The following is a 24,060-nucleotide window of genomic DNA, read 5'->3' as shown; positions in this document are numbered from 1 at the left end:
CGAAAGGCCTTTCCGCTCGACTTGCATGTGTTAAGCACGCCGCCAGCGTTCGTCCTGAGCCAGGATCAAACTCTCCAAAAAGAATTCAAAAACCCGGCAAAAAACAACCACCGACAAATAAATGTCCGAATGTTTGCTTAATACCAAAGGAATGACCACGACGAGGTGATCAATAAATTGGCACTGGCATATCTAGCACCCTGTTGAGTTCTCAAAGAACAAGCACACACCAACTTCGTCTCACATTGTGAGATCCCGTTTGGGGCAACTCATCCAGCTTACTAGGTCTTCCGCATCGTGTCAACCCGCAATTTCCTGAAAGTTCAGGATCTACAGGAATCGATTTAGCAGATTTCCCGGCCCCCGCACGCACACACCACCAGAGTGGTGATCGTTCGTGGGGGAGAACCTGCAACCCGGCCGGACATCGGCATCAAGACTTTGTCTTGGCGACTTCATCCGCCCGGCTCGTTGCCGGCTCGTAGTACCTTACTCGGTCGGTTTCGCGAAAGCAAGTCCCGCACCACCCGAATGTCCCGCGCTTTCCGGACTTCGACTTGAGCTTCTCGCTCGCGTGTTTTGTCCGTTCCCCGCTGGCAGAGAGAACATTACGTGGACGCCGGTTGAGCTGGCAAATCGGGGGCGCGTGCCCGCCGTCACATCAGCTCTGAGCTGGGAAAACAGTCCCGGAGACGGCACCGAGTTCGATGTCGCCCACCCGCGCGCGCAGCACGACGGTGTCCCCGTCCACGAGGAACGTGCGCTCCTCGCCCCCCACGACCACCGGTTCGCGACCGCCCCACGTCAGTTCGAGCAGCGAGCCGACCTGCGCCCGCTCCGGACCCGACACGGTGCCGGAGCCATAGAGGTCACCGGTGCGCAGGCTTGCCCCGTTGACGGTGAGGTGCGCCAGCTGCTGCGCGGGCGTCCAGTACATGGTGCGGAACGGTGGCGTGGCCACGGTCTGCCCGTTCCATTCCACCGAGATGGCCAGGTCGAGCGCGCGGCGGTCGTCATCGAGGTACGGCTGCACCGCCGGATCCTGCTCCGGCGCCCGCACCCAGGCGTCGGGGCCGAACGCGGCCAGTGGCGTGACCCAGGCCGACACCGAGGTCGCGAACGACTTGCCGAGGAACGGGCCGAGCGGCTGATATTCCCATGCCTGAATGTCGCGCGCGGACCAGTCGTTCAGCAGCACGACTCCGAACACGTGGTCGGCGAATCGCGACCAGGGCACCGGGCGGCCGAGTTCCGAGCCGACCCCGACCACGAAGCCGACCTCGGCCTCGATGTCGAGCCGGCGGGACGGACCGAAGGCGCCCGCGGCGAGCTGACCGCTGGGGCGTACCACCGGAGTCTGGCTGACCACGACGGTGCCCGCGCGACCGTGATAGCCGATGGGCAGGTGTTTCCAGTTGGGCAGCAGCGGCGGCTGGCCGGGCCGGAAGATGTGGCCGACGTTGGCCGCGTGGTGCTCCGAGGAGTAGAAGTCGACGTAGTCGGCGACGGTCCAGGGCAGCACGTTGGTGACCTGGTCGAGCGGAATGAGCATCGACTCCACCGCGGTGCGGTGCGCCGGGTCGCCGAGCAGCTCGGTCACCCGCTCACGCACGGCCGCCCAGTGGGCGGGTCCGAGCGCGAGGAAGGCGTCGAGGTTGGGCTCGCGCAGGCTGCCGGCGGCCAGCACCAGCTCCGCGGCCTCGGCCGCGTCGAGGTCGAACGCCAGCTCGCCGATGCGTACGGCACAGCGGGGCCGCCCGTCGGCGGGCACGATCACGCCGTACGGGAGATGGTCGAGATCGAATCCGCTGCCGGCGGCTCCGGGCACCCAGGTCATGCGCTTCCGTCCAGTAGTCCGAGTTTTTGCAGGTCGGCGAGGGGTTCGGGAATGCTGCAGGTGCCGAACCCGCACCACAGCGGCCGCGGTCGGGACCGGCGGGTGCGCACGGCCTCGATGAGCGTCAGCGGTTGCGTGGTGGCGAGCAGCCCGGCGACCTCCGCGACCTCCATCCCGTCCGCGGCGGCGCAGGCCGCGGCGAGCACGTTGAGGAAGCCGTGGTGGGTGAAGCCGGTCTCGGGATCGGTATGCCGGATGGCGTGGTGCAGCCCGGCGGTGAGCTTGAACGGCAGTTGCCGCTCGTGGCACGCGATGATGACCGCGGCGAGTTCCATGGGGGTGGGGAACAGCTCGGCGGCCAGGCCGCCGGTGCGGAACTTGGCGGACACGTCCAGGCCGCCGGCGCGGGCCTCGGCGAGCGCGTCGAGTGCGGCCAGCAGCCCCCAGGCGAGCGGGATCTCGGCGAAGCCGCGCAGGTCGTGCTCGCGCAGCAGCGCGGTGAACGCGGCCAGGGTGGGCAGCGGGTCCTCGCCCCGGCGGGCCATCGCCGCCTCCACCTGCACCACGCGCACCCCGGCCGGGGGCACGGCGAAGCAGTCGGCCAGCGGTCCGTCGCCGATGACGCCGACCGCCAGCGCTTCGCCCTTCGACAGGAGCGGGGCGAGCTGGCCCAGTTGCGAGGCGGGCACGAGCAGCGGGCCGACCAGGCCCGCGTACCAGGCGGTGCGGTGGACGCGGTGCGCTGACACCGCGTCGGGCAGCGTGGCGCTGCCGGGCGGGAAGACCGCGGCATCGTCGAGCAGCTGAGCCAGCAACGGTGGCGTTGACATGATCAGTCAATCTAATGGACGCTACATAGAGCGGACAAGTGCGTCCGATTATCGGACGGATCAATTCGTAAAGTGGACACCGCTCCTAAAAGCGACACCAGGAGGTCGTCATGCCGTACTACCGCAGCGTGGGCGAGGTACCGCGGAAACGGCACACCCAGTTCCGTACCCCGGAGGGTGGCCTCTATGCCGAGGAGCTGATGGGGCAGGAGGGCTTCTCGTCCGATTCCTCGCTCCTCTACCACCGCCACGCGCCCACCGCGATCGTGGCGGCCGACGAGTTCGACCCGCCGTCCTGGACCCGGCTGCCCAACCGCCCGCTCAAGCCGCGGCACCTGCAGCCGCACAAGCTGGACAGCACGGGTGCCGACCCGGTGCTCGGGCGCCAGCACCTGCTCGCCAACGAAGACGTCCGCATCTCGTACGTGCTGGCCGACGCTCCCTCTCCGCTGTACCGCAACGCGGTCGGTGACGAGTGCCTGTACGTCGAGGAGGGCACGCTTCGGGTCGAATCGGTTTTCGGTGTGCTCGACGCGGTCGCGGGCGATTACGTGATCATTCCGACCTCGGTGGTGCACCGATTGGTGCCGCAGGGTCCGGTTCGACTGCTGGCCATCGAGGCGACCGGCCACATTGGACCACCCAAGCGCTACCTTTCGGTGCGCGGGCAGTTCCTGGAGCACTCGCCGTACTGCGAGCGGGACCTGCGCGGGCCGAGCGAGCCGCTGCTGGTCGACGGCACCGACGTGGAGGTGCTGGTGCAGCACCGCCGCGGCTGGACCCGGCACGTGTACGCCCAGCACCCGTTCGACGTGGTGGGTTGGGACGGCTGCCTCTACCCGTGGGCGTTCTCGATCCACGACTTCGAGCCGATCACCGGCCGGTTGCACCAGCCGCCGCCGGTGCACCAGACGTTCCAGGGGCCGAACTTCGTGATCTGCTCGTTCGTGCCGCGAAAGGTGGATTACCACCCACTGGCGATTCCGGTGCCCTACAACCATCACAACGTCGACTCCGACGAGGTCCTCTTCTACACCGGCGGCGACTACGAGGCCCGGCGCGGATCCGGTATCTCCCAGGGTTCTCTGTCGTTGCATCCGTCAGGGTTCACCCATGGACCTCAGCCCGGGGCGGCCGAACGATCGCTCGGCGCCGAGCGGTTCGACGAACTGGCTGTCATGGTGGACACGTTCCGCCCATTGGACCTGTGCGAGCCGGGGCTTTCCTGCGAAGATCCCGGGTATGCCTGGACGTGGTCGGGTCGGCCACCGGCGTGACGCGCTGACTGACAGACCGCGTCACTGACGTTTAGGGCGTTGGACGGTTCGTACTATTCGGACCCGTCTAACGCCCTAGTGCCATTCCACCGAAGGGACTACCCACCCCCTCGGCCGCCCGTCTGGTAAGTGACAAAGCCTTACTTTTAATGTTCCAGACATAGATGTTAAGTAGCATCATGACGACTCGAAGATGAATTCGGCCGCACATGTCGCCAGTTCATAGACGTGTATCCGCAAGACCGGCACTCTCAGTGGGGAGCTGACAGTGACTACCGTCCAAGTCGGAGCGAAGACGCCGTCGACGGCGACTGCGCCCGCGCGCAAGGCCGCCGTGGGGACCGCCTCGGTGAAGCCGCAGGTGAGCGCCCGCTCAGGATGGGAGTCCAGGTACGTCAAGAGTCTGGTGGTCGGTGACGCCACGGTCGGCCTCGTCGCGGCGCTGGTGGCGCTGCGGCTCATCTTCGGGCGTACGGCGCTGGAGGAATACCTCTACTTCAGCCTCTCCGTCCCGGTCACCTGGATCGTGACCCTGTTCTGCTCGCGGGCTTATGACCGTCGCTATCTGTTCGTGGGTAACGACGAGTACCAGCGGGTGCTGCGCAGCGGCCTCATCCTGGCCGCCGCCATCGGCCTCGGGTCGTACGCGCTGGACCTGGGCGTGGCCCGTGGCTACGTGGTCATCGCCGTGCCGATCGTGACATTCCTGGGCCTGGTCAGCCGCTACCTGCTGCGCCGCCGCCTGCACCGGGCGTGGGCCGACGGCAAGTGCCTGCGCCGCGTGGTGGTGGTGGGCCACGAGAGCTCGGTCATCGAACTGACCCGCCAGCTGCGCCACGAGCGCTACCACGGCCTCGGCGTGGTGGCCGCGTGCGTGCCGGTGCTGCGGCCGGGCACCCCGCTGGCCGACATGGGCATCCGGGTCTACAACACCATCCGCGAGGTCCCGGCCGTGGTGCGCGACGCCGGCGCCGACACCGTGGTGGTGCTGACCTGCCCCGAGCTGGCCGGCGCCGAGCTGCGCCGCCTGGCCTGGCGGCTGGAGCAGTCCAAGGTGGACCTCATGGTGGCCAGTGCCCTGATCGACGTGGCCAACAGCCGGACCACCATCCGCCCCGCCGACGGCCTGCCCATGCTGCACCTGGACCACCCGCGCTTCTCCGGCACCCGGCACCTGGTCAAGGACATGGTCGACCGGGTCGGTGCGGCCCTGCTGCTGCTCGCCTTCTCGCCGCTGCTGCTGTTCTGCGCCCTGGCCATCCGGCTGCCGCGCGACGGCCGCGGCCCGGTCTTCTTCAAGCAGATCCGGGTGGGCCAGAACGGCAAGGAGTTCCCCATCTTCAAGCTGCGCTCGATGTACGTCGACGCCGAGTCGCGGCTGGCCCAGCTGACGCACCTGAACGAGAGCAGCGACGGCGTGCTGTTCAAGATGCGCAACGACCCGCGCGTCACCCCGATCGGCCGGTTCCTGCGCCGCTTCTCGGTGGACGAGCTCCCCCAGCTCATCAACGTGCTGCGCGGCGAGATGTCGCTGGTCGGGCCGCGCCCGCCGCTGCCGAGCGAGGTGGCCAGCTACCCCGCCGACATGCACCGGCGGCTGGTGGTCAAGCCGGGCCTGACCGGCCTGTGGCAGGTGTCCGGCCGCGCCGACCTGTCCTGGGACGAGTCGATGCGCCTGGACCTGCGCTACGTGGAGAACTGGTCGCTGACGCTGGACCTGGTCATCCTGCTGCGCACCTGCACCGCGGTGCTGCGCTCCTCCGGCGCCTACTGACACGACCAAAACGCTGAGGGCGTCCGGGGCATGCCCCGGACGCCCTCAGCGTTTCCAGCCTCAGTTGAACGGGTTGCTCGACAGGTAGTCATCGTCCGCCAGCTTGCGGAACGCCTCCAGCGCCGACGGCTCGCCCTCGAAGGTGGTGTCGTAGAACGGCTTCTTGTCGGTGCGCCCGTGGAAGTAGACGACAGCCTTGATCTGCGGCTGCTCGTGCAGGACCTGGCGCATCTCGTCGAACCACCCCGCCCGCTCGCCCTCGCCCTCCTTCTCCACGCCGAACTCGCCGATGATCAGCGGCCGGGGGTGCTGGCGGGCGAAATCCATCACCGGCGCCATCATCTGCGTGAAGTTGGGCATCGTCTCGTCCGGGTAGACGTCGGCGCAGAGCCAGTCGACCTGGTCGTCGCCCGGGTAGTAGGGCAGGGCGCGGCCGTCGACGAAACCGTCGGCGTGCGGGCACCAGACCCAGCCCGCGTTGGTCGCGCCGACCTCGGTGAAGATCTGCCGCACGTGCTTCCACGCGGCCACGAAGTCCTCCGGCGAGTGCACCACCGGTTGCAGGTTCGGCCGGTCCATCTCCCACCGGTAGCGCAGCAGGATCGGTGCCCGAAACGCCAGCACCGCCTCGGCGCGGCGACGGATCTCGTCGTCGTACACCCCGGTCAGCAGGGAGCGGGTATCGGTGCCCGCCCACGACAGCAGCAGCAGCTTGCCCCGGTGCACCAGCTCGTAGTCGTACGTCGACGGGAAGTCCTCCCGCCACGGGTGGAACGAGTGGGCGATCGTCAGTTCACGGCCGATCGCCTGCTCGAACGCGCTGATCGCGTCGAGGCGGTCGCCGGTGCGCTGCGGCGCGTCGACGTACGCGCCGAACCAGGCGCCGTCGTCGGGCAGCTCCGGGCCGCGACCGGTGGTCGCGAACGGCCCGCTGGACGGCGGTGGCATCGCATTGGCGGTGCTTCGCGGACGGGCCGTCCGCGACGGGACATCGTTGTCACCCTTCGGCGCGCACGCGCCGACGCCCGCGGTCAGGGCCAGGGTCAGCCCGACCGCCGGAATCACTTTCCTCATCGCAGTGTCTTCTCCCCGGAAACCGCTGAATCCCCCAGCGACAGACTCTCCGGCTCCGGCTCGGGTTCCGTCGTCCGCGCCGCTTTTCCACCACGGCGGCGCAGTCCACGCAGCCCGGCCAGCTGCAGCGTCTGCCGGTTGTACCAGACCAGTGCCGCGTACGCGACCACGGCGACGAACACCGACGCCAGGTCGACCAGCACGTGTGCGCCGAGCACCGCCCGCGCCGCGAGCGGGATCCCGGCGAAGCAGCCCACGGCCGAACCCATGGCGATGAACCCGGCCCGGCACAGCGGCGACAGCTGGTGCCGCACCTGCAGCTGCACCAACGGCAGCAGGTTCTTCAGCAGCAGCGCCGCGGCCCAGCCGAGCGCGGCGCCGAGGATGCCCAGCCGCGGGATCAGGATCAGGTCCAGCGCCACGTTCACGGCGAGCGCGAGCAGGGTCTGGAAGAACGCGACCCCGGTGTTGCCCGCCATCTCCTGCACCGTGGAGACCATGCCGCAGGCCGTGGCGACCAGCATCGCCAGCGACAGCACCACGCCGACCTGACCGGCGGTGGCCCCGGCGGCGTAGTCGTCGCCGAAGACCGCCATCAGCTGCGCGCCGAAGATCGCCCAGAGCAGGTAGAACGGCCACATCAGCGTGATCAGCCAGGTGGTCGTCATCTTGTACATCTGGTTGGCCTCGTCGTGGCGGTCCTGCGCGAGCAGCCCGGAGAACCGGTGCTGCACCGCCGTCGCCAGCGACTGCCCACCCAGCTGCCCGATCACGAGGAACCGGGTGGCCGCGGTGTAGAGGGCGGCCTCGACCGGGCCGCGCAGCGCGGCGATCAGGACCACGTCCAGTCGCTGCAGCGCGAGCTGGGCCAGGCCGGTGCCCGCGCGCGGGGTGCTGTAGCGCCAGAAGCGCGTCCAGTCCTCCCGGACCGGCGGCTGCGGGCGCGGACCGCCGCGTGCCGCGCCGCGCTGCAGGCGGATCGACCAGGCCAGGGCGATGACGACGCCGAGGGCGTACGGCAGGACCCAGGACAGGGCCAGACCCACCGAACCGGTCAGCCCCGCCGCGAGCACCGCGGCCGCGCCGACCAGCTGCAGCCCGGGGCGCAGCACCCGGTCCACCAGCACAAGCGGGCGCGTAGTGCCCAGGCCACGGCCAACAGCCAGGAACACCGAGGTCAACGCGGAGGCGGGCAGGAACAGCGCGAACACCCGGACCGCCGCGACCGTCCCGGACGGGGCGTCGGGCAGCGTCGACTCGACGAACCAGGGCGCGGCGAGCCACAGCCCCGCCGCCAGCACGATGCTCGCCGCGGCCACCGGGGTGGCGGCCACCCGCACCGTGGCCCCGATCCGGTCGGTCGCGCCGGTCACCCGCTGCTGGGCGAGCAGGTACACCACACCCGTCTCCGCGCCGAGCACGGCCGCGGCGGACAGGATCAGGAAGACCGAGGTGAGGCTGAACAGCACCCCGGCGACGTCGGCGGCGAAGCCGCGGGTCACCACGACCGTCAGCGCCAACCCGGCCACCGCGGAGACGCCCGCGCCGACCAGGTTGAAGATGCCGGTGCGCATGATGCGCCCGCGGTCCACGCCGTACGTCCCCTGATGGGCGGGGGCCTCGGTGCTCATCGGCGCCAGCTGGGCGTGCGGCCGAGCCAGGCGGCCAGCCGCTCGTCGTACGGCGCGAAGTGCTCCTCCAGGCGCTGCTTCAGCTCGTCCGACATCGGGGTGCGCGAGCGGGCGTTGTGCTGGTCGTGCACGATCCCGGCCACGTCGGGGATGTCCAGGAACCGGCACACGTCGGCGAAGACCGCCTGCGGCTGGGCGAAGTAGTCCTCACTGTCGATCACCAGCAGCCGCTCGCGGCCGACCAGCGCCTCCAGGTGCAGCAGCTGGTCGATGTACTCGCCCCGGCCGAGGTGGGCCAGGTGCCGTACGGCGTGGCTGTGGTAGCTCGGGTCGGCCTTCATCCGCTCTCGCTCACCGGCCATCCGCTGCGGCTCGAGCTCGACCGCGCGCTCGAAGGTCTCGGTCTCGAAACCGCGGGCGTACTCGTGCGACCAGCCGGAGTAGGCGCGGCCCACCGGGTCGCGCAACAGCACGATGAGCTTCACGCCGGGCAGGTCCCGGGCGATGCGCTCGGGCGCCAGCGGGTGCCACATGTAGTACGGGCTGGCCTCGCCGGTGATCACCGGGTGCCCGGAGGCCTGCGCCAGCCGGACCGCCTTCGCCCGGCTCGGGAAGTGCCCCAGGAACCAGCGGTGCCCGCGCTGGTAGTCCATGTCGAAGTAGTGCACGCCCTTGCGGAAGCGCGCGGGCAGGAACGACGGGTGCTGCGCCAGCGCCTTGTGCAGCGAGGTGGTGCCGCCCCGCTGAGTGCCGACGATCAGGAACGACGGGGTCATCCGCCGGTCCGCCGTCAACCGTCCCGCCGAGCGGGCCAACACACCTGCCTGATGCGACAGGATCTTCCGGACCCGGCTACTCGCCATCGTTTTCCTCCCCCACCTGGCTCTTCCCCGCCAGAGCCGCCCAGTCTTTTCCGAGCCCGGCCAGCGCCGGCCCGATCCACTCGTCCACCCGGCCCATCGGCGTGCCGAAGCCGTCCTGCCGGTCACCGAGGTAGCGGCTGCCGATCTCGGTGAAGTACAGCGCCGCCACCGCGGGGGCGACGTCGGCGTCAACCCCGAACGGCGCCAGCAGCGCGGCCGCGCGGGCCGCCACGTCGGCCGCGGCGATCGCCGGGACCGCGCCGTGCACGGTCACCGCCTCGTGCAGCTCGAAGTGCAGCACGTCGTAACCGACCGGCACGTCGGCGGTGAACCGCTCGAAGTCCCACAGCAGCACCTCGCCGCCGCGGATCGACATGTTGCCGCCGTTCCAGTCGCCGTGCCAGCAGCCGTACGACAGCTCGGCGTCGGCGCAGGCGGCGAGCACGCCCCGCATCAGGTGCGCGGCCGGGCGGTCACCCAGCGCGTCGACCTGTGCGGACAGCCGCTCCGCGTAGGAGCCGCCGCTGAACCGGCCGGTGCTGACGCCGTGCACCCGGGCCAGCGAACGCATCGCGGCGATGGTGCCCTCCGCCGGGTCGAGCTGCGGGCCGCCGGCCTGGCGCCATACCGGCAGCGCCTTCATGACCAGCAGCTGCGCGTCACCCCAGGGGCCGAAGTGCAGCAGCTCGGGGATGCGCGCGGGGGCGAGGTCACGGTCGGCCAGGTCGGCCAGGGCCGCGTGCTCGGCGCGGATGAGCGTGGTGGTCAGCTCGTTGACGCCGACCTTGGCGTACCCGACGGTGCGCGCTTTCGCGTCGATGAGCTGGAGCACCGGCTTGCGGTTGGCGCGGGGCGGCCCGAACCGGACGCTCATCCGCACCGACGTGCCGACCACCTCGCTCAGGTGCTCGGCCAGGGTGCCGCCGCGGCGCACCGCGACCTGGTCCCGGAAGACCAGACCGCCGACCCCGGTGGCGAAGACGCCGGACAGGACGCGCTGGCGCAGCCGGTCCTTGACCGAACGCGGCGCGCTGGTGTGGCTGATCGCGGCGCTCGCGGCGCGGCGGTCGCCGTGCGGCACCAGCAGCCGGGGCGAGGCCGCGTTCGGCACCACGGTGTAGGTCTCGGCGGCGCCGGGCGCGCCGCGGCCGACGAAGACCTCGCCGGACGCACCGTCGCCGCCGAGCAGGCGGCCGAGTTCGTGCAGGTAGCTGCTCACCGGTATGCCTTCGTCGTCGCGTTGCGCCACATCAGGCCCAACCCGGCCATCATGATCACCAGCGTCATGCCGCCGGAGTTGTAGATCGTCATGAACCACAGCGCCAGCGGGACGACCAGGCCGCCCGCGATGCCGATCCACGAGTGCTCGCGCCGGAACCGCCAGCCCATCCACAGGAAGAACAGGATGTAGAGGCCCGCGCCGACGAAGCCCTGCGTGATCAGCAGCGCCCAGAGCTGGCCGTCGCTGCCGATGTCGCGGTTGCCGCACTGCTCGCAGCTGGCGCTCTGGCCGATGGCGATCGAACGCTCGCTGCCGATGGTCTCCGACTGCCCGCCGTACCCGATGATGGGCGAGCCCATCGCGGCCGTCACCGCAGCGCCGTTCAGCGAGGCCCGGCCCTCGTTGGAGTGCGGGGTGTTGATCCGTTCCATCACGGTGGCGCCGAGTGGAGTGGTCAGCGTGATGATGCCGACCAACGCGACGCCGACCATGACGCCGACGACGGGTAGCACGCTGCCCCGGATCGCCAGCCGCACGGTCAGGTAGGCCACCGCGAGCCCCAGCCCCAGCCACATGCCCCGGTTGAGTGAGAACACGGTCGGCACCATCGCCAGCGCCAGCACGCCGATCGCCCAGAAGCGCCGCCACAGCGACTTGGTGTTGTGCAGCGTCGCGATGAGGAACCAGGGCAGCAGCAGCACCAGGCACTGACCCCAGGTGTTGGTGTACTGGAACGGCGCCGCCGGACGCGGCCGTGGCGCCTCCTCCAGGATGCTCTGCCACTGCGACAGCTCGATCTTCACCGACGAGCGGACGAAGCCGTTGCTGATCAGGAACTTCGGCAGCACCTCGGCCAGCGGGGTGGTGATGGTGAAGCGCGGCAGCACCATGCCCGCCAGGCCGCCGATGACCAGCACCACAAACAGCCCGGCGAGCATCTTCACCACGCGCTTGGTGGGCAGCTCCCGCTCGGTGAGGTTGCCGATGTACAGCAGCACCACCCCGGCCGCGGCCAGGTCGGACATACGCTGGACGTACGCCAGGATGCGGCCGATGCTCATCTCCGGCGGCAGCGCGCCGGGCACCGTGGTGCCGAGCATGACCGAGCTGACCAGCCCCAGGAAGATCAGCAGCGCCCACAGCGCGAACGGGGCGGGCAGCTTCACCCGGCCGCGCCGGAACAGCTCCAGCGCCATCGGGACCGCCAGCAGCGGAATCCAGACCAGGGTGAGCCCGAGCAGCCAGCCGACCGGGTACAGCACGATCATCGCGAACAGGGCCCACTCGCGCAGCGGCATCGGATCGCGCTGCCGGGCACGGTGGCCCAGCAGTGGCGGGGCGGCCAGCGCGCGCGGCGGTGCCGCGGCGACAGCGCGGACTGACGGCTCCGGCTCGGGCGAGCGGGCAGGTACGGCGGTGGTCACGACACGGTCACCTTGGCGGTGGTGGGCAGCAGCAGCACCCAGGTCGGGCCGGTGGCCAGCCGCACCAGGGACTGCGACGGGCCGAGCAGGTTGAGTGCGGAGTCGAGCCCGCCGATCTTGCTCCAGGTGCTGGTGACGCCCTGTCCGGCGCCGAACACGCGAGCAGCCCCGGTCCCGCCGAGGTCGGCCAGCGATACGGTCCGGTGCAGCGCGCTCACCTGCTTCTTCTTGTACGGCACCGTCAGCAGCACCAGGTTGGCCGCCGCGACCGGCACTCCGCCGACCGTGGTCTGCCAGCGCTTGGTGGCCTCGTCGAAGCGCCAGGTCAGCGTGGTGTGCCCGGCCACCTGCACGGTGACCGCCGCGGCCGGGTCGAGACCGGTCGCCGCCAGCGACTCACCGCGCTGGGCGTACTGGAACAGCGCCGACGGCAGTGCGTTGGCAGACGCGGTCGGGGCCTGCAGGCTCGCCGCGTTCGCGTACGCGCGGCCGGAGACCGTGGTGAACCCGGCCTTGCGGGTACTCGGGGTGCCTGAGGGCAGGTTCGTCGACTTCAGGGTGTCCAGCCAGCCCTGTGCCTCGGTGTGGTTGTGTGCCACGAACGGACGCAACTGGTTGAACAGCTTCAGGTCGGTCGGACGCACCGCCGCGACCGGGCCGACCTTGGCGGCGGCCTGCGACTGGAACACCGCGGTCGCCCGCAGCAGGCTGCCCTCGGCGAACTCCAGGCCGACGAGGTCGGCCTTGTCCAGACCGACTGGCGCGGCGGCGCCGGTGCCGACCTCGATCGGCACCAGCACCGACGTCCGGGCGGCCGCCACCTCGTCGGTCTCCACCCCGGTCAACGGAGCCCGAGGCAGGAGCGGGGAAGGCGAGGGCAGGGTGAAGGTGGGCTGGGCGCTGGGGGCGCCGGTGGACTTGGCCGGATCGTCGATCGAGCAGCCCGAGGCCAGCAGCGCGACAGCGGCCAGCGCCCCGGTGTACGCCCGCAGCGTCCGGCTCATCGCGCGTCGGCCGAGGACTGACCCGTACCGCTGCGGCTGTTGCCGACCGCCTGCGTGTCGGACTCGTCCGCACCGGGCTGCCAGAAGGCGATCGGCTCGAACTCCTCGGAGGCGGCGGGCACCCGGTCCATGACCATCGTCATGTCGTGGTCACGCACGGTCGGCAGCTTGACGGCCGCCGGTGCGGTCAGCTGGGCCGGGACCGGCGCGGGCTGACGGAACTTGCGGCTGTTGCGTGCCGCGCGCGGGTTGCGCACGACCAGCAGGCCGGCCAGGGCACCCTGCACCCGCGAGATCTGCTCGATCGAGGACTCGACGTCCTCCATCCGCGCGGCGCGGGTCTCGACCACCAGCAGCACCGCCGCGGCGATCTCACTCATCGCCTGCGCGTCGACCGCGCTGCTCGGCGGCGCGGTGGCCAGCAGCACCCGGTCGGCCCGCTCCTGCAGCTCGACGAGCAGCTGCGAGACGACCGCGACCGGCAGCTCCACGCGCGGGTCGAGGTGGCCCGGGGTGAGCAGCGTGACGTTGTGCATCGTGGGCACCTTGGTCAGCGCCCGGTCCAGGTCGGCGGTGCCGGCGATAACGTCGCCGAGGCCGACGGAGGCGTTGACGCCCAGCATCCCGGGGAGGAAGGACTGGGGGTCGGTCGACACCACGACCACGCGCTCGCCGGAGCGGGCGAACGCGGCCGCCAGGTTCGCCACGACGAACTCGACCGCGCCGCCACGGGCGGCACCGCAGATGAGCAGTGCGTCGGTCGGCGACGGACGGCCACCGCGCGCGGTGCCCGCGGCGACGCGCAGCGTGTTGCGCAGCAGGCTGAACTCACGGCCGAGATGGCTGGCCGCGTCGGCGACGGCGATCTTGTCCCGGCCGCGCTGCAGCTCCATCAGGATCGGCACGTCGACGCGGTAGGGCAGCTGGCGGCTGTTGTAGATCCGGCTGTCGAGGCGGTCGACCACCAGCGCGCCGGCCAGGCCGAGCAGCAGGCCGATACCGATGCCGCTGATCAGGTACAGCTTCATGTCCGGTTTGGCCGGAGAGTCCGGCTTGGTGGCGGCAGAGAGAATGCTGCCCGGTTTGACCACCGCGGCCAGCAGTGGGATCAAGCGGTTGTTCAGCGTGCTGATCTGCTGCGTCAGGATCTGCTGCTGCTGAATCGCCTGCTGCTTGTCGACCGAGTTGCCGGCCAGCGCGGCGATCCGGCCCGCGACCTCGTTCAGGCTCTTGGTGGCAGTGGAGATCTCATCCTTGAGCGAGGCGATCTGCACATCGAGGCTCTTGTTCGCATCGGCCGCCCGCTGGTCCAGGTACGCCTGCGCGAACGCCTGCGAGCCCGCCTGCGCCTCCTCGGCGGTCGGCGCCTCGAACGCGATCGCCAGCACCGAGGTGTTGGCCGGCACGGTCACCGACACCCGCTCCACCAGCTCGTTGACCGGCGTCGAGCTGGCCAGCAAGTGCTGGGCGGACTCGGCGACGGTGGTCGAGCTCACAACCTGCGACTCGGTGTCGAGGTTGACCTTGACGCTGGTGTCGAGACCGACCTGCATCACCAGGACCTTGGTCTCCGAGATGTAGACCTTCTCCTGCACGGCGGCGACCACGAGGCCGCCCACGCCGCCAAGGAACACGGTGAAGGCGACCAGCCACCACCGGCGTACCAACCAGCCCACGTAGTCACCGATGGATGCCGTCTGCACCGAGGGTGAATTAGTTGCCATGTGCTCCCCTTGTTCACAACCTGTTGACACTCGGCTCGGCTGGCGCTCGGCTGGGCAGATACCCGGCCCGACCGGTCAGTGGCCACACGCAGGCGGTCATCCTAGGTAGACAGGGTTTCACGCTAGTCACCGGCTTGCATCCCCCGGTCAGCCAAACGGCCACTTCTGTTCAGACCGGAGTTATTGGACGTCGCCGTGTCGGGAAACACGGCGGATTTCGCCCTCATCCGAACGGATCGGCCGTCGGTTAACCCGCAGGTCGTGCCCGTGTGCCCGAAATACGTACTGGCAGAAGGTGTTCGTTGTCGGGCTACCGACAGTACACCGAAGCGAAATGTTAAAAGGTGCCGTTAAGCTGCGGTCGTCTCTGAGAGGAACTGGGATGGCCGAACGAAAACACGCCCGCCATGTCTTGCTCGTGGGGTCGTCCGGTGGCCACCTCGCGCAGCTGTACGCGTTGCAGCCGTGGTGGACCGACCGGGCCCGTACCTGGGTCACCTTCCCCACACCCGACGCGCACAGCCTGCTGGCTGAGGAGAATGTCGTCTACGCCCACTATCCGACGACTCGCAACATTCCCAACCTGGTGCGCAACTTCTTCCTCGCCTTCGGCGTGCTGCGGCGAACCCGACCCGACGCGGTCATCACCACCGGCGCCGGGGTCGCGCTGCCCTTCTTCGTGCTGGCCAGACTGCGCCGGATCCCGACCGTGTACATCGAGGTGTACGACCGGCTGGAGACCCGGACGTTGACCGCGCGGCTGTGCCGTCCGTTCACCTCGCGCATGCTGGTGCAGTTCAGCCAGCAGCTCTCCCTCTACAAGGGAGCGACACTGGTGGGGCCGCTGCTGTGACCGCGCCCGAGATCCACACCCAGCGCGAACTGACCGTACCGGCGCCACGCCGCCACGAACCCTCCCAAACCGGACGCGCACCACTGCTCGTCGTGGTCGGCACCGACGTGCACCCGTTCGATCGGCTGCTGGACTGGACCGCGCGGTGGGCGGAGGAGAACGGGGTGCCGTGCGTCATGCAGTACGGTTCGTCCACTCCGCGCGACCTGCCCGGCTCGTCCGCCTTCTTCGACCACGCCACCCTCGGCGTACGGCTGCGCGAGGCGGGGCTGGTGGTCTGCCACGGCGGCCCGGCCACCATCACCGAGGCCCGACGCGCCGGGCACATCCCGGTCGTGGTGCCCCGCGACCCGACCCGGGGCGAGCACGTCGACGACCACCAGCAGCGCTTCGCCGCGCACATGGGCGAGGCGGGCATGGTGCGGCTGTGCCGCACCGAGGACTCGCTGCGCGCCGTGCTGGACGCCGCCCTGGCCGAGCCGGAGGCGCTGCGACTGGACACCGCCCAGGCGGGCGCGGAGTCCGCCGCCGCGGTGCGGCGCGTGGGCGACCTCATCGACACCCTGGCCTCGGCCAAGGCGCGGCACGCCGACGAAGAGGTGCGGGTGCTGTTCATCGGCGGCTGGGGCCGCAGCGGTTCCACGCTGACCGACCGGCTGCTGGGGCAGGCGCCCGACGTGTGCGCGGTCGGCGAGGTGACCCACACCTGGGAGCGGGCGCTGCGCGACAACGAGCGCTGTGGCTGCGGCGTACGGTTCCGCGACTGCGACTTCTGGGGCAGGGTCGGCAAGGTCGCCTACGGCGGCTGGGACACCCTCGACGTCGAGCAGGTCCTCGCGCTCAAGCACCGGGTCGACCGGATGCGGTTCGTGGCGCGGCTGGCGCTGCCGTTCTGGGCCACCCGCCGCAAGAACGACCTGCGCACGTACGGCGAACTGCACCGCAAGCTCTACCAGGCGGTGGCCGAGGTGTCCGGGGCGTCGGTGGTGGTCGACTCCAGCAAGCACGCCTCGCTGGCGTTCGCGCTGCGGCACGCCCGCGGCATCGACTTCCGGGTGCTGCACCTGGTGCGCGACGGGCGCGCGGTGGCGTACTCGTGGAGCCGCGAGGTGCTGCGGCCGGAGATCGTCGACGCCGAGGTGTACATGCCGACGTACTCGACGGTCAGCTCGGGCCTGCTCTGGTTGGTGCACAACGCGCTGTTCCACCTGCTCGACTGGGTGGGCACGCCGGTGCTGCGGATGCGGTACGAGGACTTCGTCGCCGCCCCCGCCGACAGCCTGCGCCGCATCCGCGGCTTCAGCGACCTGCCCACCGGGAAGATGGACCTGCTCGACCGCCCCGCCGCCACCGCCGACGGTCTGCCGACGGCGCAGTTGGCCGCGACGCACACGGTCGCCGGCAACCCGATGCGCTTCACCACCGGCGCGCTGACCCTGCGGCTCGACGCCGCCTGGCGGGCCAAGCTCGCCGCCCGCAAGCGCCGCGTGCTCAGCCTGATCACGTGGCCGCTCCGCGCCCGCTACGGCTACCTGGACTGGAGAAAGAAGTGACCGCGAAGGTCTCGGTGGTGGTGCCCACCCGCAACCGGCCCGAACTGCTGGCCAAGGCGCTCGACGCCATCCTCGGGCAGGAGTACCCCGGCCCGATCGAGGTGATCGTGGTCTTCGACCAGAGCGAGCCCGACCTGTCGCTGCGCCGCGACGACCCGCACCGCCAGGTCCGGGTCATCACCAACGCGCGCACCCAGGGCCTGGCCGGCGGCCGCAACACCGGCATCGGCGCGGCCACCGGCGAGCTGGTCGCGTTCTGCGACGACGACGACGAGTGGCTGCCCGGCAAACTGGCCGCGCAGGTGGCGCTGCTGGACGCCCGGCCGGAGTCGGAGCTGTGCTGCGTCGGCGTGGTCATCGACTACGACGGCCGCGACGTCGACCGCACCCTGGGCAAGGACAGCATCACGCTGCCGGATCTGCTGCGCGACCGGCTCACCGAGCTGCACCCGTCGACGTTCCTGTTCCGCCGCGACGCCCTGGTGAACGGGATCGGTCTGGTCGACGAGAACATCCCGGGCAGCTACGCCGAGGACTACGAGCTGCTGCTGCGGGCCGCGCGGCGGGCGCCGATCGCCAACGCGCCGGGCGTGGGGGTGCGGGTGCGCTGGCACCGGCAGTCGTACTTCACCGCGCGCTGGGCGACCATCGCCGAGGCGCTGCAGTGGCTGCTGGAGCGGTACCCGGAGTTCGACACCGCGCCGCGCGGGCACGCCCGGATCACCGGGCAGATCGCGTTCGCGCAGGCGGCGGGTGGGCACCGCAAGGACGCCATCCGGTGGGTACGCAAGACGATCCGGCACAGCCCGCGCGAGGCGCGCTCGTACCTGGCGCTGGCGGTGGCCACGCGCCTGGTCTCGGCCGACTCGGTGCTGCGCAAGCTGCACAAGCGCGGCCGCGGCATCTGAGCCAACAAACGGGCGGGGCCGGGAGCTGATCCCCGGCCCCGCCCGTTTCTTCAGGTCACCGGTCGCAGAAGTCGCGCCAGGCCCGCTGCGAGACCGAGTCCCGCAGACGGAAGTCGGCCGTCGACCAGTTGATGTCGAAGTACGTGATCCACAGCGCCTTGCCCGTGATCGCCTTGTTCGCCATCGAGGTCAGCCAGCCAGCCCGCCCGCTGCCGGACGAGTCGGTGCTGATCTTCGCACTGCCCATCTCGGCGATGCCCCACGGCTTGTTCTCACCGTTGGAGATCGCCTGCACCCGACCGACCAGGTCGTCGGCGCTGGTGTACTTGTTCTTGTCCCAGTTGTAGACGTCCCAGCCGAGCACGTCGATGACGTCGGCGCCCGGGTAGTAGTCGCGCCACTTGCGGCCCGACTGCGACATCAGGGTCCAGTCCATCAACACCAGGGTGGCGTGCAGCTTCGGGTTGCCCGCCTGGTCGGCCAGGCCCGCCAGGCGCCGCCAGGCGGCCCGGTAGTCGGCCGCGGTGAAGACGCCGGACTCGATGTTGTCCTCGGGCTCGTGGTAGTAGACCCAGTACACGTCGCGGTCACGCGGCGCGCCGGCGAACCAGCCGCGCAGGTACGAGTCGCGCGAGCCGTTCAGGATCTCCTTGGGGTTGTACTTGAACGACACGATCACGGTCCGCTTGGCGTTGCCCGCGCTGCCGGGCCAGTTGGCCGGTGCGCCCGGGTAGAACACCCGCGCCGCCTCCATACCGCCGAAGTAGCCGTCCTCGCGCGCCAGCGCCTGCGTGTACGACTCGCCGTTCTCCTGGTAGAAGGAGGCGCCGCACAGCGTGGAGCCGGTCGGCAGGTTCGGCGGCGGGCCCGTGGAGGCACCGGTGGACGGGCTGGCACCCGGATCCGGCGTGCCGGACGCGGACGCCCCCGGTGACGGCGTGCCCGAGGGCTTGCGGCTCGGGTCGGGACTCTCCCGCCCCTGGATCGCCTCCCGCATCTCCGAATCGGTCGCGGTCGCCTCGATGTAGGTCACCTCCAGCACCGCCCGACCCTCGCCGTGCTCCCCGGCGTACAGGGTGAGCGGCTTGCTGTCGCTGGCGTTGGTGACGGCGAAGGAGTACTGGCTCGCGGTCGGCATCGGCTGCGTGAGGGGCTGGATCGCGTTGTCGACGTTGAAGGTGATCAGGTTCGAGTCGGAGACGGCCGGGGCCTCGTTGAGCACGTCGCCCAGACCGGGCCGGTGCGCGTAGGCGAGGTCCTTCTGGGTCCAGTCGCTGGACAGCACCGAGCGTGCCTTGACGTGGCTCGGCGGCTTGTCCTGCGCCTGCACCAGCAGCGACATCGCGGCGATGCGGTAGCCGGTCGGGATGGGCACGTCGAACTTGAGGTAGGTCACGGCGTAGTAGTCGGGCTTGGAGACGGCGACCAGCTTGTCCTCGGCGCCGAAGGCGCTGTCGGGCTGCTCCCGTACGACGTAGGTGTCCTCACTGACTTTGATCTTCAGCGTCGTCGTGGCGGGCGGGTCGTCCCCGCTCGCCAGCACCACCGCGGTGCCGATGAGGGCCGCGCCGACGACGGTCGCCGCGATGGCCGCCACGAGCATCCGACCGCGGAACAATCCCGCGGCCGGGCGTCTCGGCGGCCGACGTAAGTCCCGCGGCGGGGGTACGCGACGTCGGGTCCGTTCTGTATAGGTCACTGTTCAGACTCCGAGCATGTCCAGCGGTACGCGACCGCTTTCGAGGGATGGCGCACGGCAGCCTTGTGCGGCGCCACCGCGGGTGATCACCCGCAGCGCGCCGCACAGTTCACCACCGAATGTCGATCACACATTCGTGACCGTTGATCAGAATCGCGATTCCGACCAGGCTTACGGCAATGGGAAGAAAGCTATCCTTCCATGGAACTCGCCATGAACTGTATCGGTGTCGCTGGCTATCCACAGTCCGGCCGCCGTGGGGTAGATGTCCTCGGTGCCCACGCCCCGGTCCTTGCCCGGGTTCCAGGCCAGCGCCTTGCCGGTCACGGGGTTGATCGCGCCGACGCCCTCGGCGGGCACCGCGCCCGGCCCGGCGTCGTTGTGCCCCTGGGGGTTGTCCAGCCAGCGCTGGTGGCCGCCCACGTACACGGCGGCGCCGGCGACCGAGACCGACAGCAGCGTGTCCCGGCCGGTGTAGTTGACCCAGGTCGGCTGCTTGCCCGAGGTGGCGGTGCCGAAGTCCCACCGGGCCGCGGTGTCGCACAGCGCGCCGGTGCGGCCGCCGCCGCTGGTCACCACGGCGAACCAGCTGCCGTCGGCGGAGATGTCGACGCCGCGCATGTACGTCGGGAACGTGTCCAGGCACTGCTCGCGGTAGCGGATGGTGGTCCACGGCGACAGCGTCGCGGCCGCGCCGGTGAGGTTCACCACCGCGATCTGCTCGCGCAGCTGGCCGGAGACCCGGCTGAAGTTGCCGATGATGACCAACCGGGTGCCGTCGGGCGTCACGTCCAGGCCGGTCACCTTGATCGCCGAGGTGACCCCGGCGGTGGTGACCCGGGCGACGTCGACGTTGACGTTGAGGAAGTCGTCCCGGGCGCCGGTGGTGGCGTTCAGCGCGGCCAGCGCGCGCCGGGTGACTCCACCCACGGTCTGGAACCGGCCGCCGATGATGAGCCGGTTGCCCGACAGCTTCATGTCGTCGACCCCGCCCGCGATGTCGGGCACGGTGAAGCCCGCCCAGGAGGCGCCGGTGGCGGCGTTGATCCGCTCCACGCCGCGCGAGCGCACGCCGTTGACGTTGGTGAAGTCCCCGGCCAGGTAGAGCGACTGCCCGTCCGGCGCGGCGACCAGCGCCCGCACCGCACCGTCGACGACCGGCCGGAACGTGGTGTCGAGCGCACCGGTGGTGGCGTTGAAGGCGAACAGGCGCGGCTGGGCCGTCGCCGTGGTCGAGTTGTACGGCCGCACGCGCGTGAACGAGCCGCCGACGTAGACGCGGTTTCCGATGGCGAGCACCTTGTACGCCGTGCCGTCGAGGGCGTGTGGCGTCCAGTTGACCGGGTCCAGCCCGACCAGCCTGGTGTGTTGCGCCGACACAGCCGAGGCGGAGGCGCCCAGGGCGACCGCGACCAGCGTCGCCGCCGAGGTGAGCGCGGCGAGCACGATACGTCGCCGCCTCCTGGGGCGTACCAGTGAGAACCCAGACATGGTTCGGATGCTGCCAGTTCACAGATGTTAAGGCTGTCGCCGAACCGACCCGTGGACGGCCGTAACTATTGCCGCCAAAAGGGATTAGGAGTGCGAATTGACGTACCAAATCGGACCAGATCCGACACCAGGTGTCGAAAGTCGGCCGGACGGACCGGTTTCGCCGAACCGGTCAGGCGCCGAAACGTGCCGGACCGGCCACCAGAAGGTGGCCGGTCCGGTTACTGCGTTCGGTATCTCGTCAGCCGCGGATGAACGCGCCCGGCGAACGCCAGTCGACGCCACCGAGTGACGGGCCGCTGACCGCGACCGCGGTGCCACTGAAGGCGGTGCCGTTGAACGCCCGCTTGATCAGGCGACCGTCGGTGCCGCCACGCGACCAGTACAGGTTCCCGCCGGAGAGGAACAGCACTCCGGAGGTGTCGGCCAGCCACTCCAGCGCGGTGGAAGCCGTGCCGCCGCCCGCGATCTCGAAGCGCTGCGACCCGGCGATGCCGCTGTCCGGGCTGAACCAGCGCCAGAACAGCTTGTTCTGCCCGGCGATGGTGTAGAACAGCTTCCCGTTGCTGTAGAACATGCTGCGCACGTTCGGCAGGTCGGTGTACAGGCCGCTCTTCACGCCGGCGTAGGTCACGCTCGTCGTGTCCTTCTCGTCCACGTGGACCGAGTCCCACCGGGGGTCCGAGTGCGGGTTGAGCACCGCGGCCGGACCGAAGGTGGTGCCGTCGAAGGAACGGACGTACATGTTGCCGTCCGACATGCCGTAGAACAGCTTGTTGTCCACCAGGAAGGCGCCGCGCAGGTTCGCCCACACGGTGCCGTCCACCCCGCCGACCGCGGTCAGCGCACCGGCGGTGCTGGTGCCGGTGTACGACCGCTTCGACACACCGCTGCCCGTGGCGGCACTGGTACGGATGATCTCGATCGCTTCGATCCCCGGGTTCTGCAACACGTGGGTGAAGTCGATGTTGACCGTGCCGTCACTGGTCACCGGGAAGGACAGCGTGTGCCCGATCTTGTAGCCCACCTGGGCCACCGTGTCGTAGTCGTCGGCCTTCAGGACGCCGTCGATGCTGATGTCGAACGTCCGGTCACCGGCGACGTGGTAGGCGTAGTCCCGCGCGACGAAGGACAGGCGCACCTCGACCTGAGCCCCGGACTGAACCGGGAACGCCCAGCTCATCTCCGGCGCGGCCGTGCCGTCGAACCGCTGGTCGTTGAAGACGGCGAGCGGGGTGCTCGCCGACACCGACGGGTCCAGCGTGATCGTGTTCGAGTTGACCGAGACCACCGAGCTGCCCGTGTTGTGGTACGGGCTCGGCGACGCCGCGGTGTCCACGGCCCACGGCAGACCGCCGTCGGTCGCGGCCACCTCGGGACCGCCCGCGTTCACGCGGTACAGCACCTGGTTGCCCGGCAGGGTGACGGTGTTGTTCGGGAAGAACACGTCGGTCGGCAGGTCGCCCACCACCCCGGCCGGCGGCGTGTAGCCACCCGCCAGCGGGAAGAACGCGATCCGGCCGCGCTTGTACTCGAAGTTGCCGACGTACTCGGTGTCCGAGCCGACGTAGAGGCCCTCAGCGGTGGCGTACAGCGCCGAGGCGCCGATGCCGCGCGGGTGACGACCCGGGTTCCACGCCTGCGGCACACCGTTCAGCGGCTCCAGCGCGGCCAGACCCGGACGAGCCACCGCGCCCTGCATCGCCTTGTCGGCACCGTCGCTGTTGTTCAGCCAGCGCTCGTGCCCGCCGACGAAGACCGACGTGCCCGTGACCGCCACCGACAGCAGCGTGTCGCCGCCGGTCCAGTCGACCCACGTCGGCTGGAGGAAGCTGGCGTTCGGGGCGGTCTCCCAGCGCGACACACTGTCGCACAGCGAGGTCACGCCGAACGGCGAACCGGTGGTGACCACGACGAAGTACTTGCCGTCCGGCGAGTAGTCGACGTCGCGCACCCACTTGTCGAACGCCTCGCGCTTGCACACGTCGTCGAAGCGGTTGGTGTGCCACCATGCGATCGTGGCGGTCGCGCCCAGGTTGATCTGGACGACCTGGTCGTAGTCACCGCCGTTCGCCGTCTTGAAGTTGCCGATGACGACGGCCCTGGTGCCGTCGGGGGTGATGTCCAGGTCGGTCGCGCCGACCGAGGAGCTCGTCCCCGTGCCGTTGTAGTTGTGGTGTCCCGCCAGCGGAATGTTCATGTACGCGTCGAACGCGCCCGTGGTGGCGTTCAGCGTCGCCAGACCCTTGCGGGTGACGACCGTGGTGCCCGTGGTCACCGTGGTGAAGAAGCCACCGACCAGCAGCCGGCTGCCGAACTGCTTCACCGTGTTCACCGCACCGTTGAAGGCCGGAGCCTTGAACGTGGTGACCAGCGAACCGTCGGCGGTGTTGAGCAGCACCAGCTTGGCGTAGCCGCCACCGGTGGTGTTGTTCACGGCGGTGAACCGGCCGGCGACGTAGACCGTGTTCGCGATCGGACCCGGCATCACCTGAGAGACCTCGGCGTTGATGATCGGGCTGAACGCGGGGTCCACCAGACCCGTGGTGGCGTCGAAGGCGAACAGGTTCGCCTTCGGGTAGTTGGTTCCGGGGCCTCGGTCGGTCACACCCGTGAACGTGCCGCCGACGATCACCTTGTTCCCCACCTTGACGATGGAGTTCACGGTGCCGTCGTTGATGTTCGGCGTCGCGGTGGACGGGACAGCGGACGGCAGGCTGGTGTAAACCGGCTGAACCGCCTGCGCTGGACCGATGCCGAGTAGCGTGATGGCAAGGGCGGACAGCCCAGCCACCGAGGTGCGACTAAGCCTTCGCACAGTTTTCTCCCACCCAGCACATAGAGAAGGGGTCGGCGTGGGCCAACCATCGCCCATACGCGACGACGCGCGCGGGGC

Annotated in this window: 17 protein-coding genes and 1 rRNA gene; 5 read left to right on the top strand and 13 right to left on the bottom strand. The window is 70.0% G+C overall.

The window, feature by feature from the left end:
* The 3 genes from KUA19_RS25460 to KUA19_RS25450 form a co-directional block, all read right to left on the bottom strand.
* Positions 1–81: ribosomal RNA gene (locus KUA19_RS25460) — 16S ribosomal RNA — on the bottom strand; the annotation flags it as partial.
* 580 nt (positions 82–661) lie between these two features.
* The gene (gene fahA / locus KUA19_RS25455; RefSeq protein ID WP_217399702.1) at positions 662–1,837 is read right to left on the bottom strand and encodes a fumarylacetoacetase; all 1,176 of its coding nucleotides are present in this window, start codon (positions 1,835–1,837) and stop codon (positions 662–664) included.
* Entirely contained in the window at positions 1,834–2,667 is an 834-nt protein-coding gene (locus KUA19_RS25450; RefSeq protein WP_217399700.1) for a hypothetical protein, read from the bottom strand. The genes fahA and KUA19_RS25450 overlap by 4 nt, the downstream gene beginning before the upstream one ends.
* Before the next feature lie 110 nt (positions 2,668–2,777).
* Here KUA19_RS25450 and KUA19_RS25445 point away from each other — a divergent pair, with 110 nt between their 5' ends.
* Together KUA19_RS25445 and KUA19_RS25440 are read left to right on the top strand one after the other, a co-directional pair.
* The gene (locus KUA19_RS25445; RefSeq protein ID WP_217399698.1) at positions 2,778–3,944 is read left to right on the top strand and encodes a homogentisate 1,2-dioxygenase; all 1,167 of its coding nucleotides are present in this window, start codon (positions 2,778–2,780) and stop codon (positions 3,942–3,944) included.
* A 268-nt stretch (positions 3,945–4,212) separates the two neighbouring features.
* A complete protein-coding gene (locus tag KUA19_RS25440) occupies positions 4,213–5,718 on the top strand; it encodes a sugar transferase (protein WP_308167628.1) in 1,506 nt (501 codons plus the stop codon).
* Between the two features lie 60 nt (positions 5,719–5,778).
* On the opposite strand, the gene KUA19_RS25435 is transcribed toward KUA19_RS25440, so the two are convergent.
* Genes KUA19_RS25435 through KUA19_RS25405 form a run of 7 tightly spaced genes read right to left on the bottom strand, consistent with a single transcriptional unit; the run spans position 5,779 to position 14,660 of the window.
* Positions 5,779–6,792: a glycoside hydrolase family 26 protein gene (locus tag KUA19_RS25435; protein ID WP_217399696.1), complete on the bottom strand. Its 1,014-nt coding sequence runs from the start codon at positions 6,790–6,792 to the stop codon at positions 5,779–5,781.
* A complete protein-coding gene (locus KUA19_RS25430) occupies positions 6,789–8,423 on the bottom strand; it encodes a lipopolysaccharide biosynthesis protein (RefSeq protein WP_217399694.1) in 1,635 nt (544 codons plus the stop codon). The genes KUA19_RS25435 and KUA19_RS25430 overlap by 4 nt, the downstream gene beginning before the upstream one ends.
* Entirely contained in the window at positions 8,420–9,286 is an 867-nt protein-coding gene (locus KUA19_RS25425) for a sulfotransferase domain-containing protein (protein WP_217399692.1), read from the bottom strand. Before KUA19_RS25425 ends, KUA19_RS25430 begins: the two co-directional genes overlap by 4 nt.
* A complete protein-coding gene (locus KUA19_RS25420; RefSeq protein ID WP_217399690.1) occupies positions 9,276–10,505 on the bottom strand; it encodes a hypothetical protein in 1,230 nt (409 codons plus the stop codon). The genes KUA19_RS25425 and KUA19_RS25420 overlap by 11 nt, the downstream gene beginning before the upstream one ends.
* Positions 10,502–11,932 carry an O-antigen ligase family protein gene (locus tag KUA19_RS25415; protein ID WP_217399688.1) on the bottom strand — a complete coding sequence of 477 codons (1,431 nt, stop codon included), beginning with the start codon at positions 11,930–11,932 and terminating at the stop codon, positions 10,502–10,504. Before KUA19_RS25415 ends, KUA19_RS25420 begins: the two co-directional genes overlap by 4 nt.
* Positions 11,929–12,936, bottom strand: coding sequence for a DUF3048 domain-containing protein (locus KUA19_RS25410; protein ID WP_217399686.1), 1,008 nt, complete (start codon positions 12,934–12,936; stop codon positions 11,929–11,931). Before KUA19_RS25410 ends, KUA19_RS25415 begins: the two co-directional genes overlap by 4 nt.
* A complete protein-coding gene (locus KUA19_RS25405; RefSeq protein WP_217399684.1) occupies positions 12,933–14,660 on the bottom strand; it encodes a Wzz/FepE/Etk N-terminal domain-containing protein in 1,728 nt (575 codons plus the stop codon). The genes KUA19_RS25410 and KUA19_RS25405 overlap by 4 nt, the downstream gene beginning before the upstream one ends.
* 382 nt (positions 14,661–15,042) lie before the next feature.
* Here KUA19_RS25405 and KUA19_RS25400 point away from each other — a divergent pair, with 382 nt between their 5' ends.
* Genes KUA19_RS25400 through KUA19_RS25385 form a run of 3 tightly spaced genes read left to right on the top strand, consistent with a single transcriptional unit; the run spans position 15,043 to position 17,974 of the window.
* Complete coding sequence (locus KUA19_RS25400; RefSeq protein WP_217399682.1) at positions 15,043–15,513, top strand: glycosyltransferase family 28 protein; 471 nt, start codon at positions 15,043–15,045, stop codon at positions 15,511–15,513.
* The gene (locus KUA19_RS25390; protein ID WP_308167627.1) at positions 15,510–17,066 is read left to right on the top strand and encodes a glycosyltransferase; all 1,557 of its coding nucleotides are present in this window, start codon (positions 15,510–15,512) and stop codon (positions 17,064–17,066) included. Before KUA19_RS25400 ends, KUA19_RS25390 begins: the two co-directional genes overlap by 4 nt.
* Positions 17,063–17,974 (top strand): glycosyltransferase family 2 protein, encoded by a 912-nt coding sequence (locus KUA19_RS25385; RefSeq protein WP_308167626.1) that lies wholly within the window; start codon positions 17,063–17,065, stop codon positions 17,972–17,974. Before KUA19_RS25390 ends, KUA19_RS25385 begins: the two co-directional genes overlap by 4 nt.
* Positions 17,975–18,029: 55 nt before the next feature.
* Here KUA19_RS25385 and KUA19_RS25380 read toward each other — a convergent pair whose 3' ends face one another.
* The 3 genes from KUA19_RS25380 to KUA19_RS44640 form a co-directional block, all read right to left on the bottom strand.
* Positions 18,030–19,571, bottom strand: coding sequence for a CBM96 family carbohydrate-binding protein (locus KUA19_RS25380; RefSeq protein ID WP_217399678.1), 1,542 nt, complete (start codon positions 19,569–19,571; stop codon positions 18,030–18,032).
* A 273-nt stretch (positions 19,572–19,844) separates the two neighbouring features.
* The gene (locus KUA19_RS25375; RefSeq protein ID WP_254550060.1) at positions 19,845–21,164 is read right to left on the bottom strand and encodes a hypothetical protein; all 1,320 of its coding nucleotides are present in this window, start codon (positions 21,162–21,164) and stop codon (positions 19,845–19,847) included.
* Between the two features lie 241 nt (positions 21,165–21,405).
* Positions 21,406–23,982 carry a malectin domain-containing carbohydrate-binding protein gene (locus tag KUA19_RS44640; RefSeq protein WP_217399675.1) on the bottom strand — a complete coding sequence of 859 codons (2,577 nt, stop codon included), beginning with the start codon at positions 23,980–23,982 and terminating at the stop codon, positions 21,406–21,408.
* Positions 23,983–24,060: the final 78 nt, after the last annotated feature.

Origin of the sequence: Catellatospora tritici (assembly GCF_019083965.1) — a bacterium.
Classification (GTDB): Bacteria; Actinomycetota; Actinomycetes; order Mycobacteriales; family Micromonosporaceae; genus Catellatospora; species Catellatospora tritici.
The sequence above is the reverse complement of the archived record's forward strand: the minus strand, read 5'-3'. Positions and strand labels throughout refer to the sequence as shown.

Coding starts and splice junctions, on each gene's coding strand:
- fahA (WP_217399702.1), bottom strand. CDS start 1,837: ATGACCTGGGTGCCCGGAGCCGCCGGCAGCGGATTCGATCTCGACCAT.
- KUA19_RS25450 (WP_217399700.1), bottom strand. CDS start 2,667: ATGTCAACGCCACCGTTGCTGGCTCAGCTGCTCGACGATGCCGCGGTC.
- KUA19_RS25445 (WP_217399698.1), top strand. CDS start 2,778: ATGCCGTACTACCGCAGCGTGGGCGAGGTACCGCGGAAACGGCACACC.
- KUA19_RS25435 (WP_217399696.1), bottom strand. CDS start 6,792: ATGAGGAAAGTGATTCCGGCGGTCGGGCTGACCCTGGCCCTGACCGCG.
- KUA19_RS25430 (WP_217399694.1), bottom strand. CDS start 8,423: ATGAGCACCGAGGCCCCCGCCCATCAGGGGACGTACGGCGTGGACCGC.
- KUA19_RS25425 (WP_217399692.1), bottom strand. CDS start 9,286: ATGGCGAGTAGCCGGGTCCGGAAGATCCTGTCGCATCAGGCAGGTGTG.
- KUA19_RS25410 (WP_217399686.1), bottom strand. CDS start 12,936: ATGAGCCGGACGCTGCGGGCGTACACCGGGGCGCTGGCCGCTGTCGCG.
- KUA19_RS25405 (WP_217399684.1), bottom strand. CDS start 14,660: ATGGCAACTAATTCACCCTCGGTGCAGACGGCATCCATCGGTGACTAC.
- KUA19_RS25400 (WP_217399682.1), top strand. CDS start 15,043: ATGGCCGAACGAAAACACGCCCGCCATGTCTTGCTCGTGGGGTCGTCC.
- KUA19_RS25375 (WP_254550060.1), bottom strand. CDS start 21,164: ATGTCTGGGTTCTCACTGGTACGCCCCAGGAGGCGGCGACGTATCGTG.